15 protein-coding genes are annotated in these 15811 nt (G+C 44.2%); 4 read left to right on the top strand and 11 right to left on the bottom strand.

Translation table 11 applies throughout. From position 1 onward, the window contains the following. Nucleotides 1-193: 193 nt before the first annotated feature. Nucleotides 194-853 carry a lipoyl(octanoyl) transferase LipB gene (gene lipB / locus DUN60_RS02040; protein WP_017079937.1) on the top strand — a complete coding sequence of 220 codons (660 nt, stop codon included), beginning with the start codon at nucleotides 194-196 and terminating at the stop codon, nucleotides 851-853. A gap of 4 nt (nucleotides 854-857) precedes the next feature. Continuing rightward, entirely contained in the window at nucleotides 858-1823 is a 966-nt protein-coding gene (gene lipA / locus DUN60_RS02035; protein ID WP_004735240.1) for a lipoyl synthase, read from the top strand. A 180-nt stretch (nucleotides 1824-2003) separates the two neighbouring features. Here lipA and DUN60_RS02030 read toward each other — a convergent pair whose 3' ends face one another. The 3 genes from DUN60_RS02030 to DUN60_RS02020 all read right to left on the bottom strand — a co-directional run bounded on the left by DUN60_RS02030 (nucleotide 2004) and on the right by DUN60_RS02020 (nucleotide 5035). Beyond that, the gene (locus DUN60_RS02030; RefSeq protein WP_114633069.1) at nucleotides 2004-3365 is read right to left on the bottom strand and encodes a sodium-dependent transporter; all 1362 of its coding nucleotides are present in this window, start codon (nucleotides 3363-3365) and stop codon (nucleotides 2004-2006) included. A 350-nt stretch (nucleotides 3366-3715) separates the two neighbouring features. After that, the gene (locus DUN60_RS02025) at nucleotides 3716-4474 is read right to left on the bottom strand and encodes a YggN family protein (RefSeq protein ID WP_114633068.1); all 759 of its coding nucleotides are present in this window, start codon (nucleotides 4472-4474) and stop codon (nucleotides 3716-3718) included. A gap of 87 nt (nucleotides 4475-4561) precedes the next feature. Then, nucleotides 4562-5035 (bottom strand): GreA/GreB family elongation factor, encoded by a 474-nt coding sequence (locus tag DUN60_RS02020; protein ID WP_114633067.1) that lies wholly within the window; start codon nucleotides 5033-5035, stop codon nucleotides 4562-4564. Between the two features lie 145 nt (nucleotides 5036-5180). Between DUN60_RS02020 and DUN60_RS02015 the strand changes: the two genes are divergently transcribed. After that, the gene (locus tag DUN60_RS02015; RefSeq protein ID WP_114633066.1) at nucleotides 5181-7115 is read left to right on the top strand and encodes a RecQ family ATP-dependent DNA helicase; all 1935 of its coding nucleotides are present in this window, start codon (nucleotides 5181-5183) and stop codon (nucleotides 7113-7115) included. A gap of 141 nt (nucleotides 7116-7256) precedes the next feature. Here the strand turns inward: DUN60_RS02015 and dinB are convergent, their stop codons facing one another. Continuing rightward, entirely contained in the window at nucleotides 7257-8333 is a 1077-nt protein-coding gene (gene dinB, locus DUN60_RS02010) for a DNA polymerase IV (protein WP_019350587.1), read from the bottom strand. 163 nt (nucleotides 8334-8496) lie between these two features. On the opposite strand from dinB, the gene DUN60_RS02005 reads away from it, so the two are divergent. Beyond that, nucleotides 8497-9738: a diguanylate cyclase gene (locus DUN60_RS02005; protein ID WP_065206871.1), complete on the top strand. Its 1242-nt coding sequence runs from the start codon at nucleotides 8497-8499 to the stop codon at nucleotides 9736-9738. A 127-nt stretch (nucleotides 9739-9865) separates the two neighbouring features. Here the strand turns inward: DUN60_RS02005 and nqrM are convergent, their stop codons facing one another. The 7 genes from nqrM to DUN60_RS01970 all read right to left on the bottom strand — a co-directional run bounded on the left by nqrM (nucleotide 9866) and on the right by DUN60_RS01970 (nucleotide 15809). Further along, nucleotides 9866-10120, bottom strand: coding sequence for a (Na+)-NQR maturation NqrM (gene nqrM, locus DUN60_RS02000; RefSeq protein ID WP_004735214.1), 255 nt, complete (start codon nucleotides 10118-10120; stop codon nucleotides 9866-9868). Between the two features lie 16 nt (nucleotides 10121-10136). Next, nucleotides 10137-11141, bottom strand: a complete 1005-nt coding sequence (locus DUN60_RS01995; RefSeq protein WP_114633065.1) for an FAD:protein FMN transferase — start codon at nucleotides 11139-11141, stop codon at nucleotides 10137-10139. Between the two features lie 174 nt (nucleotides 11142-11315). Beyond that, complete coding sequence (nqrF, locus tag DUN60_RS01990; protein WP_004735212.1) at nucleotides 11316-12542, bottom strand: NADH:ubiquinone reductase (Na(+)-transporting) subunit F; 1227 nt, start codon at nucleotides 12540-12542, stop codon at nucleotides 11316-11318. 29 nt (nucleotides 12543-12571) lie between these two features. Continuing rightward, nucleotides 12572-13168, bottom strand: coding sequence for an NADH:ubiquinone reductase (Na(+)-transporting) subunit E (gene nqrE / locus DUN60_RS01985; RefSeq protein WP_004735211.1), 597 nt, complete (start codon nucleotides 13166-13168; stop codon nucleotides 12572-12574). A 7-nt stretch (nucleotides 13169-13175) separates the two neighbouring features. After that, nucleotides 13176-13808: an NADH:ubiquinone reductase (Na(+)-transporting) subunit D gene (locus DUN60_RS01980; protein WP_004735210.1), complete on the bottom strand. Its 633-nt coding sequence runs from the start codon at nucleotides 13806-13808 to the stop codon at nucleotides 13176-13178. Beyond that, nucleotides 13808-14575, bottom strand: coding sequence for a Na(+)-translocating NADH-quinone reductase subunit C (locus tag DUN60_RS01975; protein WP_004735209.1), 768 nt, complete (start codon nucleotides 14573-14575; stop codon nucleotides 13808-13810). Before DUN60_RS01975 ends, DUN60_RS01980 begins: the two co-directional genes overlap by 1 nt. Continuing rightward, nucleotides 14565-15809, bottom strand: coding sequence for an NADH:ubiquinone reductase (Na(+)-transporting) subunit B (locus tag DUN60_RS01970; protein WP_004735208.1), 1245 nt, complete (start codon nucleotides 15807-15809; stop codon nucleotides 14565-14567). Before DUN60_RS01970 ends, DUN60_RS01975 begins: the two co-directional genes overlap by 11 nt. Between the last annotated feature and the right edge of the window lie 2 nt (nucleotides 15810-15811).

The following is a 15811-nucleotide window of genomic DNA, read 5'->3' as shown; positions in this document are numbered from 1 at the left end:
TCCGATTACACATGAAAAACAGCGGCTTATTGCCGCTGTTTTTGTTTGAAGCACCCTATCTAGGTCAAATTCATTCAACTTAATTTTCAATAAATACAAAGAAAGTTGAAAAACCTTGCAGTCCGTCTGTAGTTAGAATCATGTTTCGCGTTTATAATGCGTTCACTTTATTAATCCTTGGGGGAGTGCTACTTTGCAAAATAAGCTAATCGTAAAAAAATTAGGCCGTCAGGATTACGAACCTGTATGGAAAGCCATGCATAAGTTCACAGACGAACGCACAGAAGAAGACGTAGACCAAGTTTGGTTGGTTGAACATAACCCTGTCTTCACTCAAGGACAAGCAGGCAAAGCCGAGCATGTATTAAATGCCGGTGATATCCCTGTAATACAAAGCGATCGCGGTGGCCAAGTGACTTACCATGGCCCAGGCCAGTTAGTCGCTTACTTTTTGATTAACATCCGCCGCAAAAAATTCGGAGTACGTGATTTGGTGACTCATATCGAGAACCTCGTAATCAACACTCTGAAAGCTTACAATATAAATTCAACTGCCCGACCTGACGCTCCTGGTGTTTATGTCGATGGCAAGAAAATCTGTTCACTCGGATTACGTATTCGACGTGGCTGCTCATTCCACGGGTTAGCACTCAACGTCGATATGGACCTGTCTCCATTCCTACGTATTAACCCATGTGGTTATCAAGGTATGGAAATGGCACAAGTAAGCCAGCTAGGCGGGCCAAGTGAACTAGAAAACGTTGAGCAACAGTTAATACAAGAGCTCGTAGAGCTACTCGGCTATGACCAAGTAGACATTCAAGCCACCAGTAACATTACAGCAGAAGCATAAAATCATGAGCAAACCAATCCAAATGGAAAAAGGCGTTAAATATCGTGACGCTGACAAAATGGCATTAATTCCCGTAAAGAATATGCCTGCTGAACAGAAAGAAGTTCTACGTAAGCCTGCATGGATGAAGATTAAACTTCCTTCAGACAGCCATCGTATTCAAGAAATCAAATCAGCAATGCGCAAGAACAACCTGCACTCAGTTTGTGAAGAAGCGTCTTGCCCTAACCTAGCCGAGTGTTTTAACCACGGCACGGCAACGTTTATGATTCTTGGCGCTATCTGTACTCGTCGCTGCCCGTTCTGTGATGTTGCCCATGGTCGCCCTGTTGCTCCTGAAGCAGAAGAGCCGAAGAAACTGGCTAAGACGATTAAAGACATGAAACTGAAGTACGTAGTAATCACTTCAGTTGACCGTGATGACTTGCGTGACGGCGGTGCTCAACACTTTGCTGACTGTAACCGTGAAATTCGCGAACAAAACCCAAATATTCGTATCGAAACGCTGGTACCAGACTTCCGTGGTCGTATGGACGTTGCGCTTGATCTAATGAAAGACAACCCGCCAGATGTTTTCAACCACAACCTAGAGACAGCACCGCGTCTATACCGCAAAGCGCGTCCAGGTGCGAACTACAAATGGTCTCTTGATCTATTGAAGAAATTCAAAGAACAGCACCCAACTATCCCAACAAAATCAGGGGTGATGATGGGCCTTGGTGAGACGAAAGAAGAGATCGTTCAAGTACTGAAAGACCTTCGTGAACATGGTGTAACGATGCTGACACTAGGCCAATACCTAGCACCAAGCCGTCACCACTTACCAGTAGAACGCTACGTGCCGCCTTCTGAGTTCGATGAGCTGAAAGAAATTGCTCTAGAGCTAGGCTTCACTCACGCCGCTTGTGGTCCGTTTGTACGTTCTTCTTACCATGCAGACTTACAGGCTCAAGGTATGGAAATTAAGTAATCACGATTGCTTAACTAGAAACACGAAGGCGCTGACTATTATGATCAGCGCCTTTTTTTTATCTTGTTCGTGGCACTAAGCTTTATATAAAAACAACAAAGCCACTCTTTATGAGTGGCTTTGTGCTTAACGTTTCAAGTTCTTCTGAGGGTTTACAGAGAGTCCAGATAGGGATCAGCGTTAGCCGAAAGATGCCCAGATAACCGTTGCGACTAGGATTGGGCACACAAACTTCACATACATTGGCCAAACTTTACCAAACCAACCAAGCTGAAAGTCAGGGCAGCCCTGTTCAAGTTCTTTCACTTTTGAAGCTCGGCTCCACACCCAACCGCCAAACAGACAGAACATCAGTGCTGCGACCGGTTGAAGATATTGAGTCGCTATCATCGCAACCATGCCAAACATCGCAGCAAAGTTGTAAACAATCACCACACTAAACAGGGCAATAGCACCACCAATCACCCAACTCGTTGGTGTTCGTCTGGTATTGAAACGCTCACTCACTAGCGCTACAGGCCCTTCCAGCATCGAAATTGAAGAAGTAAGGGCAGCAATCGTTAGCAACAAGAAGAAGACAATTGCGAAGATCTGACCAAGTACGCCTAAACTATCAAACATCAAAGGCAGAACCGTAAATACGAGCGTGTCAGAGCTCAATAGTGAGCCATCTTCAGCGTAGATTTGTACACCCTTTTGCATCGCAACAAACATGGCAGGCATAACCACTAAGCCAGCAATAAAAGCAACAGCGGTATCAACCAAGGTTACGTTCATCGCCATTTTTGGTAGGTTCTCTTTCTTGCTTAAGTAAGAACCGTAAACCAACATAGAGCAACCACCAATGGTTAGCGAGAAGAAGCCTTGTCCCATTGCCGCTAGAATCAGTTTTCTATCCCACACTTTCTCAAAGTCTGGAACCAAGTAATGTTTCAGCCCTTCCATCGCACCTGCTTGCGTCATGATGTAAACAAACAGTAAGCCAAACAAAATGAACAATGCCGGCATTAAGCGAGTCGACCACTTCTCGATACCTTGCTTAACACCCCCCTGAACAATCAAGATAGTCAGCACATAGAATGCGACTGTACCAAATACATTGCGCTCAACACTGAAGCCTTTAAACCAATCAGCAACAGCTTCTAGACCGACAAGATCAGCGACTGCACCAATTAGGAAGCAAATCAACCAACCGCCGACAATACTATAAAAGGCTAACACGGCACTTGGGACACTTAGGCCAATCCAACCGACAAATTCACCGACTTTCTTACCTAACGGATTTGTCGTCAACGAGCGCATACTATCGACAGGGTTCGCTTGACCATGGCGGCCAATCGCCATCTCAACCACCAGCATCGGGAAAGCAACCACGAAAATCATGATTAGGTAAACAAGCAGAAAAGCGCCACCGCCGTTACTGGCAACTTGAGTTGGGAAACCCCAAATATTACCTAAGCCAACAGCTGCACCCGCCGCTGCTAAAATAAAACCCAAACGAGAGCTAAAGTGCTCTCTTGAAGAGGAAGATTGTTGGTCCATATTGCCCGCATTAAAAATCAGTGAACTAGTTTAGAAGTACAGTAATAAAAAGCAATGATAGGCACAACCAATAAATGAACAATTCTCTAATTTTTACAATCAATGCGCTATTTACAACCACATAGTTAACAATCTACCGGTGTTATCGTTCGCCAAATAACGATCAGTCAAGATGTAGACCTAGGAAAACGAAGAAACGAAGAAACGAAGAAAATATATCGGGTTAAATGCTCGTGCGGCTGAATTCATAGATCCATAAACACCTACATCCATAAACACCTACATCCATAAGCACATACATACAAAAAGAGCACCAAACGGTGCTCTTGTTATTCATCAGTCAATTCAGATTAGATCGTGAATACTTGATAGTCTTTTAGGTTCGGAATGATTTCATGCAGCTCTTGCTCTTGTTCTGCCATCTCATCAAGTGAATCACAGAACTCATTCGCTTCCTCTTGCACTTGTTGAGAGTGTTCTTTCATTCGCTCTTCAACTTTAAGCTTTAATTCAGCCATGCTATCAGCCATTTCGGTCAGATTTAGTCCGCCGTCTTGCTTCATTTTTTCTGACATCGCATTAAAGGCACTTGAGACAAACTCTTGGTTAAAGATCTCCTTAGCCTTTTCGAAATCTTCAGACCAACCATTGGCCATCGAATCGAAACTATTAGCCGGTAGGACTAACTCGCCATCTTTATAATAACGAGCCTCTAATTCAGCAAAGTACGTTTTCATGGATTCTTTTACATTATCAAACGACTCTGGAGAATCTAGGCTGGCAGCGATATCATCAATAACATCATTCGCCAAGGCTAAGCTGTCATTCGCCATTTGTTTTGCGCGTGGTAAATACTCATTCATGCTGTCGCGGTATTTTTCAATTGCCGCTTGTTGGTCGGCATCAAGTGCCACCTTTTCACCATGAATATAAAGATCGTTATTGCCATCCAGAATAGCTGTATCACCATTGACTTGATGGATTTCGACTTTCTGCTCGTCAATTCGTAGTTCATTTTTCAAATCAACTCGACACTGAGCTGCAAAAGTTGGCAGGCTCACAACAGCGGTAGCCACTGTTAATGATGCAATTAATACGCTTTTTTTCATAACACCCTCTCATCAATCTGCCCAACGACTATACCGCTAGTTTATGCTTCTTTGTCAGAAAAACGTTTATATTTATAAGCCTGTCATTCAGTCAATCGATACTACTTCATAGCAAAACTGTTTATCAGCGACCCTAAACTCAATTTCATCACCGACTTCTTTGCCCATTAGAGCCTGACCAAATGGTGCATTCGACGTCACGATGGCAATCTCATTCTCATTCCACGAGACAGAAAGTCCGCCGACTCTCGGCCCCATAAAAAAGTGTTTATATTGATCATGCTCGTCAATGACCACAACGTAGCTGCTCACCGTAATTCGCTCACTGTCGCGCAACACTAAGTTACGATAACACTGAATGTCGTCTTCACACTCTTGCACTCTTACGGCTTGGCCATGAGCAAGATACGAAGCTTCTAATGCCAATGTATCGTACTTATGTTCAGGCACAGTCTCTTCATCGGTCGCAGCATCAATCGCGCGCTGAGTCGCAGATTGGGCGATACGTAGTCGGGATTCGAGTTGCTCTAAGATTATTTGGCGAAGCTCAGACTTATTCATACTATTGGGGTGCTTTTCTATAGGAGCTACAGAATAGAATTAGGTACAATCAGGTGCAAGACATTTGATTCATCAAGCGACGCTATCATGAATGGACGCTCGCTTTATCATCAATACGACACTTAATAATTCAGGTAGAACATAAATGATTGAGCAGAAGTTAAAACAAGTATTCGGATTCGACTCACTGCGTAATGGGCAAAAGCAAGTCATTGATAATGTTCTATCTGGTCATTCGACGGCGGCCATATTCCCAACAGGCTCAGGTAAGTCGCTTTGCTATCAATTGCCAGCGCTAGCATTGCCTAATTTAACCTTAGTAATATCGCCACTGTTAGCTTTAATGAAAGACCAGCTCAGCTTCTTGCACAGCAAAGGCATTAACGCAGCTGCAATCGAATCAAGCCAAGACAGACAAACCACCCAACAAGTGATGCAGTCGGTACGTAACGGAGACACCAAGATCCTCATGATCTCCGTTGAACGCTTGAAGAACGAACGCTTTCGCCAGTTTATCTCCCAAGTGCCGATCTCGTTACTGGTGGTCGATGAAGCGCACTGTATTTCAGAATGGGGACATAACTTTAGACCAGACTACCTAAAGCTTCCCCAATACCAAAAACAGCTCAATATTCCTCAGGTACTGCTACTGACAGCCACCGCGACCACATCAGTTATCCAAGATATGAAGTCTAAGTTTGATATCGATGAGGAACGTGTTGTGGTTACGGGTTTCTATCGTCAAAACCTCGATCTGTCTATTCAACCTTGCGAACAAACCAGCAAACTAGAAACCTTGTGCAACGTCGTTAATCAAGCTTCTCTTGCTCCGACTATTGTTTATGTCACCCTTCAACAAACAGCAGAGATGGTGGCTCAGCAACTTCGTAACGCTGGCGTTAATGCTGTGGCTTATCATGCAGGTCTTAAGCCAGAAAACAGAGATGTAATTCAACATCAATTCATGAATGATGACGTGAACTGTATCGTGGCCACCATTGCGTTTGGTATGGGCGTCGATAAATCCAACATTCGCCGAGTCATTCACTTTGATTTACCAAAATCGATAGAGAACTACTCGCAAGAGATCGGTCGAGCAGGCCGAGATGGCCAGCCTTCAGAATGTATTCTTCTCGCCAACAAGTACGGCCTCAGTACACTGGAGAACTTCGTATTTGGCGATACGCCAGACAACATATCGATCCAAGCAGTATTGAAAGAAATCTACGAAAATCAAAACATTGGCGTTTCTGGCTCAAACCAATGGGAGATTATGCTTAACCAGCTATCACGTGAATCCAACATTCGTCAGTTGCCACTAAAAACGCTACTGGTGTATCTCGAAATTGAAGGCGTGATTGAGCCGAAGTACAGCTACTTCGCTGACTACAAATTTAAGTTCGTTCGCCCGAAACAGCAGATCACCGAACAGTTCCAAGGCGAACGTCGTCATTTTGTCGAAGCGATTTTCCAGTGCTCGCCTCAAGCCAGAGTCTGGTGCCAAGTTGATTTCGATGCGCTGTGGACACATTTCCAGACAGATCGTCAACGTGTGATTGCAGCAATCGATTATTTCAATGAACAAGGTTGGATTGAGTTGGAAAGTAAGCAGATCACCGATGTGTATGCTATCCACAACACCTCTGAAGACATGATGCAGTTATCGGAACGTCTAACTGAATTGTTTAAAGAAAAAGAGAACAGTGAAATAAACCGTCTTAACCAAATGCTGAGCTTCTTTGAGGCAGACACGTGCCTAAGCTCACGCCTAGCGAGCTACTTTGCCGATGATAAGGCACCAACAAACTGTGGTCATTGCTCGGTATGCCGTGGTGAGGTGGCAATATTACCAACTGTCGATGTTGATCCCGTTGACGACGAAACCGTAATGACATGGATTCATGAATTTGTATCTAAGAGTCAACAATTGATCACCGACGAAGCCATTACGCGTTTTCTATGCGGAATAGCAACCCCGCTTTCAACTAAGCTTAAAGCCAGTAAAATGGTCGGTTATGGTAAGCTAGAGCAGCAACCATTCAGTGATACCTTAGCGCGAGTTAAGCAACTTCCTAGGTAAGGCATCTCACGTATTGATATAGAAACTGGCTAGGCTATGAAGTCTAGTCGGTGCTTATCAGTGCACATCTCATTACTCTATTCCCACTTATCCTCTATCCTCACCTACCCTCAATTCTTATTACTCTCTAAACAATACAGCCTAAAAGAAACTCAACTGACGCATTTGATCTTTGGGTTGTAGCATAACGCTCAAACCAAGCAGGCGTATTTCTCGCCCCTGTTGTCTTTTCAGTATTTCACTTAACAGTTCTTTGAAGTGCTCGCGATCAAGAGAGGCGTGGATGTGCTCAATAGTGGTTTGTTGAAAGTCGGCGAACTTGAGCTTAATGCCCTGCTTGATGATCGCTTTACTTGGGCTGGCTTTTTCGAGACGAGTTTCAAGCTCAGGAAACAGCTTATCTTCGATCACCTGCCAACATTCCTCGTAGGTAGAAATGTTTTGAGTAAAGGTGCGCTCCACACCTACCGATTTTCGTTCACGTTCGATGATAACTTCTCGGTCATCAACTCCATGACTGCGCTTCCATAGTGATGCACCTTGACGGCCAAACCTGAGCAATAGATCGCGATAATCAGACTCCTTAATATCCTTACAAGTAAAGAAGCCTGCTTGATGCAGTTTTTCGATACTGACCTTGCCAACACCGGGAATCTTTTCGAGTGGGAGCTCATCAATCACGGCTTGTACGTCTTGTGGAGGAATCACAAACTGTCCGTTAGGTTTGTTCATATCTGACGCTACTTTCGCTAGAAACTTTATTGGAGCGATGCCAGCCGAAGCGGTCAAGTTGAGTTCATTCCAGATATCGTGACGAATCGCCTCTGCAATCAGTGTGGCCGAACCATGACATTGCTTGGAATCGGTGACATCAAGGAAAGCTTCATCCAAAGAAAGAGGTTCAATGATGGATGTGTATCGAGAAAAAATTTCGCGGATCTTTTTCGATATCTCGACGTAGACCGACATTCTCCCAGGGACAACCAACAGGTTGGGGCAAAGCTGCAGCGCTTTTCCTGTTGGCATTGCAGAACGAATACCAAACTTGCGAGCTTCGTAATTACATGTACTCAAAACCCCGCGCTGTTTTTCATGTCCCCCGACGGCGAGCGGTCGATTTCTATAAGATGGGTTATCTCGCATTTCCACAGCTGCGTAAAAACAATCCATATCAACATGGATTATTTTTCTAACTTTCTCTTCGCCCGCACTACACATTTAGGAATAATTCAACCTTACAACTGGATCTATGAACAGTATAATCAATTATTCTCAGATTTAAAATGATCTGGAGTCCAGCTCAAGAGGTTTCTCTTCAATAGCCGCCTACTATTCTGATAGTATTGTTAAGGAGTATTTAGTCTATAAGTAGGGATAGCTTTTGAGTGAGAAAATACTAGTAGTAGAAGACAGTCGTGCATTCAGAAACTACCTGTACCAGCAATTTAAAAATGATGGCTATGATGTTTCACTGGCTGAATCTGTAGCAGAAGCCAAAGCTATCTTAGAGCAAGAGACGGATTTCTTGTGTGCGGTGCTCGATTACTGCTTACCCGATGGCCAAGATGGTGAGATCATTGATTTGGTACTCGGCTATCAACAAAAAATCATTGTGCTCACGGGCATGTTCAACAACACACTTCGAGAGCAAGTGCTCGCAAAAGGTGTGCTTGATTACATCCTCAAAGACAGCATGTCGTCAGTCAGTTACTTACTTCCTCTGGTTAATCGAATCTCGAATAACCGATACCATAAAGCTTTAGTTGTTGATGATTCTGCTGTGGTTCGTCGATATGTCGTCCAACTTCTTGAGCATCAATATATTCAGACGATTCAAGCGGAAGATGGAGAGCAAGCACTAGAGCTCCTTCAAAACGATCCTGATATCACTTTTGTCGTTACCGACCATGACATGCCGAACAAAGATGGCATTTCGATGACCCGTGATATTCGAGTCCAACACGATCGTAATCAACTCGCTATTCTCGGCCTATCTGGCAGTGATGATCGCACAATGACCGCTCGCTTCCTTAAAGCTGGCGCCAACGACTTCCTTTATAAGCCATTTAACCAAGAAGAATTTTTCTGCCGTATTCACCAATTACTCGATATGAAAGAAGCGACCAACGAGCTGTTTCGTCATGCAAACGAGGATGCTCTGACCGGACTTTGGAACCGTCGCTACCTATTCAATCAAACATGTAAAGGCTGCGAACATCGCAGTATCGCCATGATGGATATCGACTTTTTTAAAAAGGTGAATGATACCTACGGCCACGACGGTGGTGACGCGGTATTAATTGAGATTGGTAAAATCATCAAAGAGCACTTTAAAGATGATTTAGCGGCTCGCTTCGGTGGCGAAGAGTTTTGCATTCAGTCATGCGAACCATTTGAAGATTTTATAGAGACCTTGGAGTCGATGAGAGTCGCAATTGAAAATCATGAAGTGCAGCATGATTCACATGTGATTAAAGTGAGCATGAGCATTGGCGTGACCGACCAAGAAGGCTCTTTAGACGAGCAAATCAAAGCAGCAGACGAGCTACTTTATACCGCGAAAAAGCAAGGTCGAAACCAGTTGATATGCGCTCGTAATAACCTTCAACGCGTTAATGAGTAACTCCTGCTTTCCTAGAGCACGAATCGAGTCAGCCTTTAAAATGAAAAGAGCCCAAGGTGTTAACCTTGGGCTCTTTGTTTTTTGAGGAGCAGGTTTCGCTCCTAATCGTTATTGCTGCTAATCGCAATTAAGCAATACGATCTTTATTCCAAGAAGCTTCTTTTTGCTGACGCTCAGCCAGTTTCTCTTCGCGGTACGCTTCACGTGCTTCACGCTTTTTGCGCGCATCACAAGGTTCAGGACAGTTACATACTTTATCAATACCAACAGCACCTAAGCCACCACAGCTACCCTTCACAACTTTCTTTTGGATAATATAGCCAATAGACATCGCTGCGATTACTGCAAGAAAAACACCAAATGTAATCAGAAATGTATTCATAATTCTCTCGCTTACCTTATTTACCTAAGTATGGCTTAAATGCTTCTGAAGCAATTTCTTTAAAGCCATCTGCTGTTTTAACCACCATAAACGCTGGGATGTTATGCTGGTTAGCGATTTCCATTCCTCTTACTTCACCTAAGACCATAAGGCCTGTAGATAAGCCATCTGCAGTCATTGAAGACGGGTTTAAAACGGTTACAGAAACCACTTTATGATGAAGCGGCTTGCCTGTTTCGGGATTGATGATGTGTGAGTAACGAACACCATCGCGCTCAAAATAGTTACGGTAGTCACCAGATGTTGCGATCGCCATATCACCCGGCTCGATGATCTCTTGAATGTTGCGCTCGTCGACAGTTGGCTTCTCTATGGCGATACGCCAACCCACACTTTCACGGTTTAAACCCTTCAAGCGGATTTCACCACCTACTTCAACCATATAATTATGAATACCAATTGAATCAAGGTAATCAGCAACGACATCCACACCCCAACCTTTTGCGATAGTTGAAAGGTCAACATACAAGTTAGGCAAGTCTTTGCTTAGCTTATTACCTTCAACGCTTAAGTGATGAATACCAACCTTAGCCTTGCGAGCCGCAAGCTCTTCATTTGTAGGCACCACTTCAGGACGAGCTTCAGGACCAAAACCCCAAAGGTTAACTAATGGTCCAACCGTAACATCCAATGCACCTTCAGTAAGACCGTTCAAACGAATCGCTTCTTTCACAACAATAGCGGTTTGTTCAGATACTTCGAATGCGTCGGCACCTGTATGCTGGTTAAAACGGCTCAGTTCTGAGTCTTCACGGTAGGTCGACATTTGATCATTCACTTCTTCAAGCAGACGGTCGATCTCGGTATGAACTTCGTTAGACTCAGGAAATTCCGCACCATTGATGTACTTAATATTGTAACTGGTACCCATTGTAGGGCCACTTAAATGCACTTGCTCTCTTGCCTGATCACAGCCCGCAAGAAAAATCAAAGAAGTTAATGCAACAAGCCAAATTCTCACTTGCTTACTCCTGTTTAAGGTTAAGGATTTATATAAGGAAAAATAAGAGTAAAAAATAGGTATTTTGAATGCCTTACTCTTTCTTATATAAGCCAGTTTGTTGTCACGAGTAGTCTTAGAAAAACAAATGGCTGACTCGTAAGAGTCAGCCATAATATCAATCACTTAAATGGATTAACCACCGAAGTCATCTAGTAGAATGTTTTCATCTTCTACACCAAGATCTTTCAGCATGCCGATAACAGCCGCGTTCATCATCGGTGGACCACACATGTAGTACTCACAGTCTTCAGGAGCTTCATGATCCTTCAGGTAGTTTTCGTACAGTACGTTGTGGATGAAACCTGTGTAACCGTCCCAGTTGTCCTCTGGTTGAGGATCAGACAGTGCACAGTGCCACACGAAGTTCTCGTTTGCAGCCGCTAGGCCGTCAAAATCTTCAATGTAGAACATCTCACGCTTAGAACGTGCACCGTACCAGTAAGACATCTTACGAGTAGAGTTAAGACGCTTAAGTTGGTCGAAGATATGTGAACGCATTGGCGCCATACCTGCACCACCACCGATGAATACCATTTCATTGTCTGTGTCTTTAGCAAAGAACTCACCAAATGGACCAGAAATAGTACATTTGTCGCCTTCTTTAAGAGACCAGATGTATGAAGACATCACACCAGGAGCTACGTCAGGATTGTTTGGCGGCGGAGTTGCGATACGCACGTTAAGCTTGATGATGCCTTTCTCTTCTGGGTATGAAGCCATAGAGTAAGCACGAATCGAATGCTCTTTAACGATAGACTCGTAACGGAACAAGTTGAACTTATCCCAGTCACCACGGTATTCGTCAGGAATATCGTAATCTGCGTATTTCACGTGATGTGGTTCAGCTTCAATCTGAATATAACCACCCGCGCGGAATGGAACTTCTTCACCTTCAGGGATAGCAAGTGCTAGCTCTTTGATGAAAGTAGCTTCGTTATCATTAGAGATAACTGTACATTCCCACTTCTTAACACCAAAGATGTCTTCGTCTAGCTCAATCTCCATGTCAGTTTTCATAGCAACTTGACATGCAAGACGTTCGCCTTCGCGAGCTTCGCCTTTGGTGATGTGATCAAGTTCAGTTGGTAGGATGTCGCCACCACCAGACTTAACTTTTACACGACACTGACCACAAGAGCCACCGCCACCACAAGCAGACGATACGAAGATACCAGCGCCAGCTAGGGCACCAAGTAGCTTGCTACCAGGTTGAGTAACGATCGCCTTTTCAGGGTCGCCGTTTACAGCAATAGTGATGTCACCTGATGGTACTAGCTTAGACTTAGCGAAAAGAATCACTAGTACTAGAGCCAATACAATAATGGTAAACATCGCTACGCCAAGAATAATGCTTTGCATTTGTTATTCCTTATTACTGGGTGCTTACCCTACAGTTGAACACCAGAGAAAGACATAAAGCCTAACGCCATCAGACCAACAGTAATGAACGTGATACCAAGGCCACGTAGACCTGGAGGTACGTCAGAGTACTTCATCTTCTCACGGATACCCGCAAGAGCAACGATAGCTAACATCCAACCCACACCAGAACCGAAGCCGTAAACAACAGATTCAGCAAAGTTGTAGTCACGAGTTACCATGAAAGATACACCACCAAAGATTGCACAGTTAACTGTGATCAATGGAAGGAAGATACCTAGTGCGTTGTACAAAGGTGGGAAGAAACGGTCTAGAACCATCTCTAGGATTTGTACAAGTGCAGCGATAACACCGATGAATGCGATGAAGTTAAGGAAACTTAAATCGACACCGGCAACAAGTGCATTTTCTTTTAGGATGTGTGTGTAAACAAGGTTGTTTACAGGAACAGCGATTGTAAGTACTACAACTACCGCAACACCAAGACCAAAAGAAGTTTTAACTTTCTTAGAAACCGCTAGGAATGTACACATACCTAGGAAGAAAGAAAGCGCCATGTTTTCGATGAAAATCGATTTAACTAGCAGACTAATATAATGTTCCATGACTACCTTACCCCTTCGCTTCTACTTGTTCTGGTTTGAACACACGAATTGCCCAAATCAAGAAACCAATTAGGAAGAATGCAGAAGGTGCTAGAAGCATCAAGCCGTTTGGCTGATACCAACCACCGTTGCTCACTAGAGGTAGTACTTCCATACCAAATAGTTTGCCAGAGCCTAGAAGCTCACGGAAGAAACCAACAGTGATAAGAACGAAACCGTAACCAAGACCGTTACCAAGACCATCGATGAAAGATGGGATTGGCGCAGACTTCATTGCGAATGCTTCAGCACGACCCATTACAATACAGTTAGTAATGATTAGGCCAACGAATACAGATAGCTGCTTAGAGATATCGTATAAGTATGCTTTAAGCACTTGGTCTACCACGATTACTAATGATGCGATAATTGCCATCTGAACGATGATACGCACACTGTTAGGAATGTGGTTACGGATCAAAGAAACGAAGAAGTTAGACAGAGCAGTAACGAACATTACCGCGATAGTCATAACAAATGCAGTTTCTAGCTTAGTGGTTACCGCAAGAGCAGAACACACACCAAGAACCTGTAGCGCAATTGGGTTGTTATCCAACACAGGCGCTAAGATGCTCTTTTTAATTTCTTTTGCACTAGACATTAGTTCAGACCTCCGTCACGAACTTTTGCTAGGAACGGACCAAAGCCCATATCACCTAACCAGAAGTCAAATGTATGTTGAACACCAACGCTGGTCAGTGTTGCACCAGAAAGGCCATCTACACCGTGCTCAGAACCTTGAGGAGCGCCACCTTTAACAACCTGGATAGCAGGTTTGTGGTTTTCGTCGAATAATTTCTTACCAACGAATTGAGCGCGCCAAGTTGGGTTCTCAACTTCACCACCAAGTCCAGGAGTTTCACCTTGCTCGTAGTAAGTGATACCAGAAACTGTGTTGCCATCAGTTTCTACCGCAACGAATGCGTACATCATTGACCATAGACCGTTACCGTGAACAGGGATGATAACTTTAGAAGTTTCAGCGCCATCTTTCACTAGGTATACCGTACCCGTGTTAGCACGACGAATGATCTTAGCGATGTCATCTTCAGCTGAAAGCTTGATTGACTGAGCCGGATCTTTTGCCGCTTTACGTTGGTCGTATGCAGCAGCGTCGCCGTCAACGAAATCGCCAGTAGCGAAATCAACTAGACGAGGTTCGATGTTCTCTGCGTACAGTGCTGGGATATTACCCGCAAGTTCAATGCCCGCAACTTCAAGGATCTTAGTTTGCTGATCCAGAACTGCGTTAGCTTGTTGCTTAGGTTTAAGAACAACTGCAGCTGTTGAAACGATGATTGAGCACACTAGGCTCAATGCGATAACAACAAACAGCGTCTTTTTAATGCTATCGTTATTACTTGCCATAGCGCGCTAGTCTCCGCTTAATGTTCTTCTCGATTACAACGTGGTCAAACAGAGGAGCAAATAGGTTTGCGAATAGAATCGCAAGCATCATGCCTTCTGGGTATGCAGGGTTAACTACACGAATCATTACACACATTGCGCCGATTAGGATGCCGTACCACCACTTACCTTTATTGGTAAATGAAGCTGATACCGGGTCAGTCGCCATGAAGAACATACCGAATGCGAAGCCACCTAGAACTAGGTGCCAATGCCAAGGCATGCTGAACATTGCATTAGTGTCAGAACCAATCACGTTAAATAGTGTTGATACTGCAACCATACCGATCATTACACCCGCAATGATGCGCCATGAAGCAATGCCCATGTAAACAATCATTGCTGCACCAATCATAAGTGCAAGCGTTGAAACTTCACCGATAGAACCTGGAATGTTACCAATGAATGCGTCCATCCAAGTGATAGCTTCACCTGATGTTACGTTCATTAGTGCACTACCGCCGCCTTGAGCCCATTGGCTAAGAGCAGTTGCACCAGAGAAGCCATCTGCAGCAGTCCAAACTACGTCACCTGAAATCTGTGCAGGGTATGCAAAGAACAGGAACGCACGACCAGCAAGAGCAGGGTTCAAGAAGTTACGACCCGTACCACCGAAGATCTCTTTCGCAACAACAACACCAAAGGTAATACCTAGTGCTGCTTGCCATAGAGGAAGCGTTGGCGGAACGATAAGCGCAAATAAGATAGAAGTAACAAAGAAACCTTCGTTGACTTCGTGCTTACGCACCATACAGAACAGTACTTCCCAGAAACCACCAACGATAAATACCGTTGCGTAGATAGGTAAGAAGTAAGTCGCACCCAAGAGCATCTTACTGCCCCAACCTGCATCGGCCCCTAAGGAGGCTCCAAGCATTTCGGTTAGCCAGTAGTGCCAGTTACCATCAATGATAGAAACTAGTTCTGCACCTGAATACATGTGGTTTAGTGCTGCGATAGCCTGACCACCTGCGTTGTACATACCCCAGAACATTGCTGGGAATACCGCAAGCCAAACCATGATCATGATACGTTTTAAATCAACGCTATCACGGACATGCGAGCTTTTCTTTGTAACAGTACCTGGTGTGTAGAAAAGTGTTGCTGCTGCTTCGTAAAGCGCAAACCACGTTTCGTGTTTACCACCTGGTTCAAAATGATGCTCGATGTCTTCAATAAACTTTTTAAGGCCCATGA

The sequence above is a fragment of the Vibrio splendidus genome, from assembly GCF_003345295.1.
GTDB classification, from domain to species: domain Bacteria; phylum Pseudomonadota; class Gammaproteobacteria; order Enterobacterales; family Vibrionaceae; genus Vibrio; species Vibrio splendidus_K.
Note: the sequence above shows the minus strand (reverse complement) of the source record. Positions and strands in the feature narration are given on the sequence as shown.

Bases quoted from the DNA above. Each gene is read 5' to 3' on its own strand.
- lipA (WP_004735240.1), top strand. From the start codon at position 858: ATGAGCAAACCAATCCAAATGGAAAAAGGCGTTAAATATCGTGACGCT.
- DUN60_RS02030 (WP_114633069.1), bottom strand. From the start codon at position 3,365: ATGGACCAACAATCTTCCTCTTCAAGAGAGCACTTTAGCTCTCGTTTG.
- DUN60_RS02025 (WP_114633068.1), bottom strand. From the start codon at position 4,474: ATGAAAAAAAGCGTATTAATTGCATCATTAACAGTGGCTACCGCTGTT.
- DUN60_RS02020 (WP_114633067.1), bottom strand. From the start codon at position 5,035: ATGAATAAGTCTGAGCTTCGCCAAATAATCTTAGAGCAACTCGAATCC.
- DUN60_RS02015 (WP_114633066.1), top strand. From the start codon at position 5,181: ATGATTGAGCAGAAGTTAAAACAAGTATTCGGATTCGACTCACTGCGT.
- dinB (WP_019350587.1), bottom strand. From the start codon at position 8,333: ATGTGTAGTGCGGGCGAAGAGAAAGTTAGAAAAATAATCCATGTTGAT.
- nqrM (WP_004735214.1), bottom strand. From the start codon at position 10,120: ATGAATACATTTCTGATTACATTTGGTGTTTTTCTTGCAGTAATCGCA.
- nqrF (WP_004735212.1), bottom strand. From the start codon at position 12,542: ATGCAAAGCATTATTCTTGGCGTAGCGATGTTTACCATTATTGTATTG.
- nqrE (WP_004735211.1), bottom strand. From the start codon at position 13,168: ATGGAACATTATATTAGTCTGCTAGTTAAATCGATTTTCATCGAAAAC.
- DUN60_RS01980 (WP_004735210.1), bottom strand. From the start codon at position 13,808: ATGTCTAGTGCAAAAGAAATTAAAAAGAGCATCTTAGCGCCTGTGTTG.
- DUN60_RS01975 (WP_004735209.1), bottom strand. From the start codon at position 14,575: ATGGCAAGTAATAACGATAGCATTAAAAAGACGCTGTTTGTTGTTATC.
- DUN60_RS01970 (WP_004735208.1), bottom strand. From the start codon at position 15,809: ATGGGCCTTAAAAAGTTTATTGAAGACATCGAGCATCATTTTGAACCA.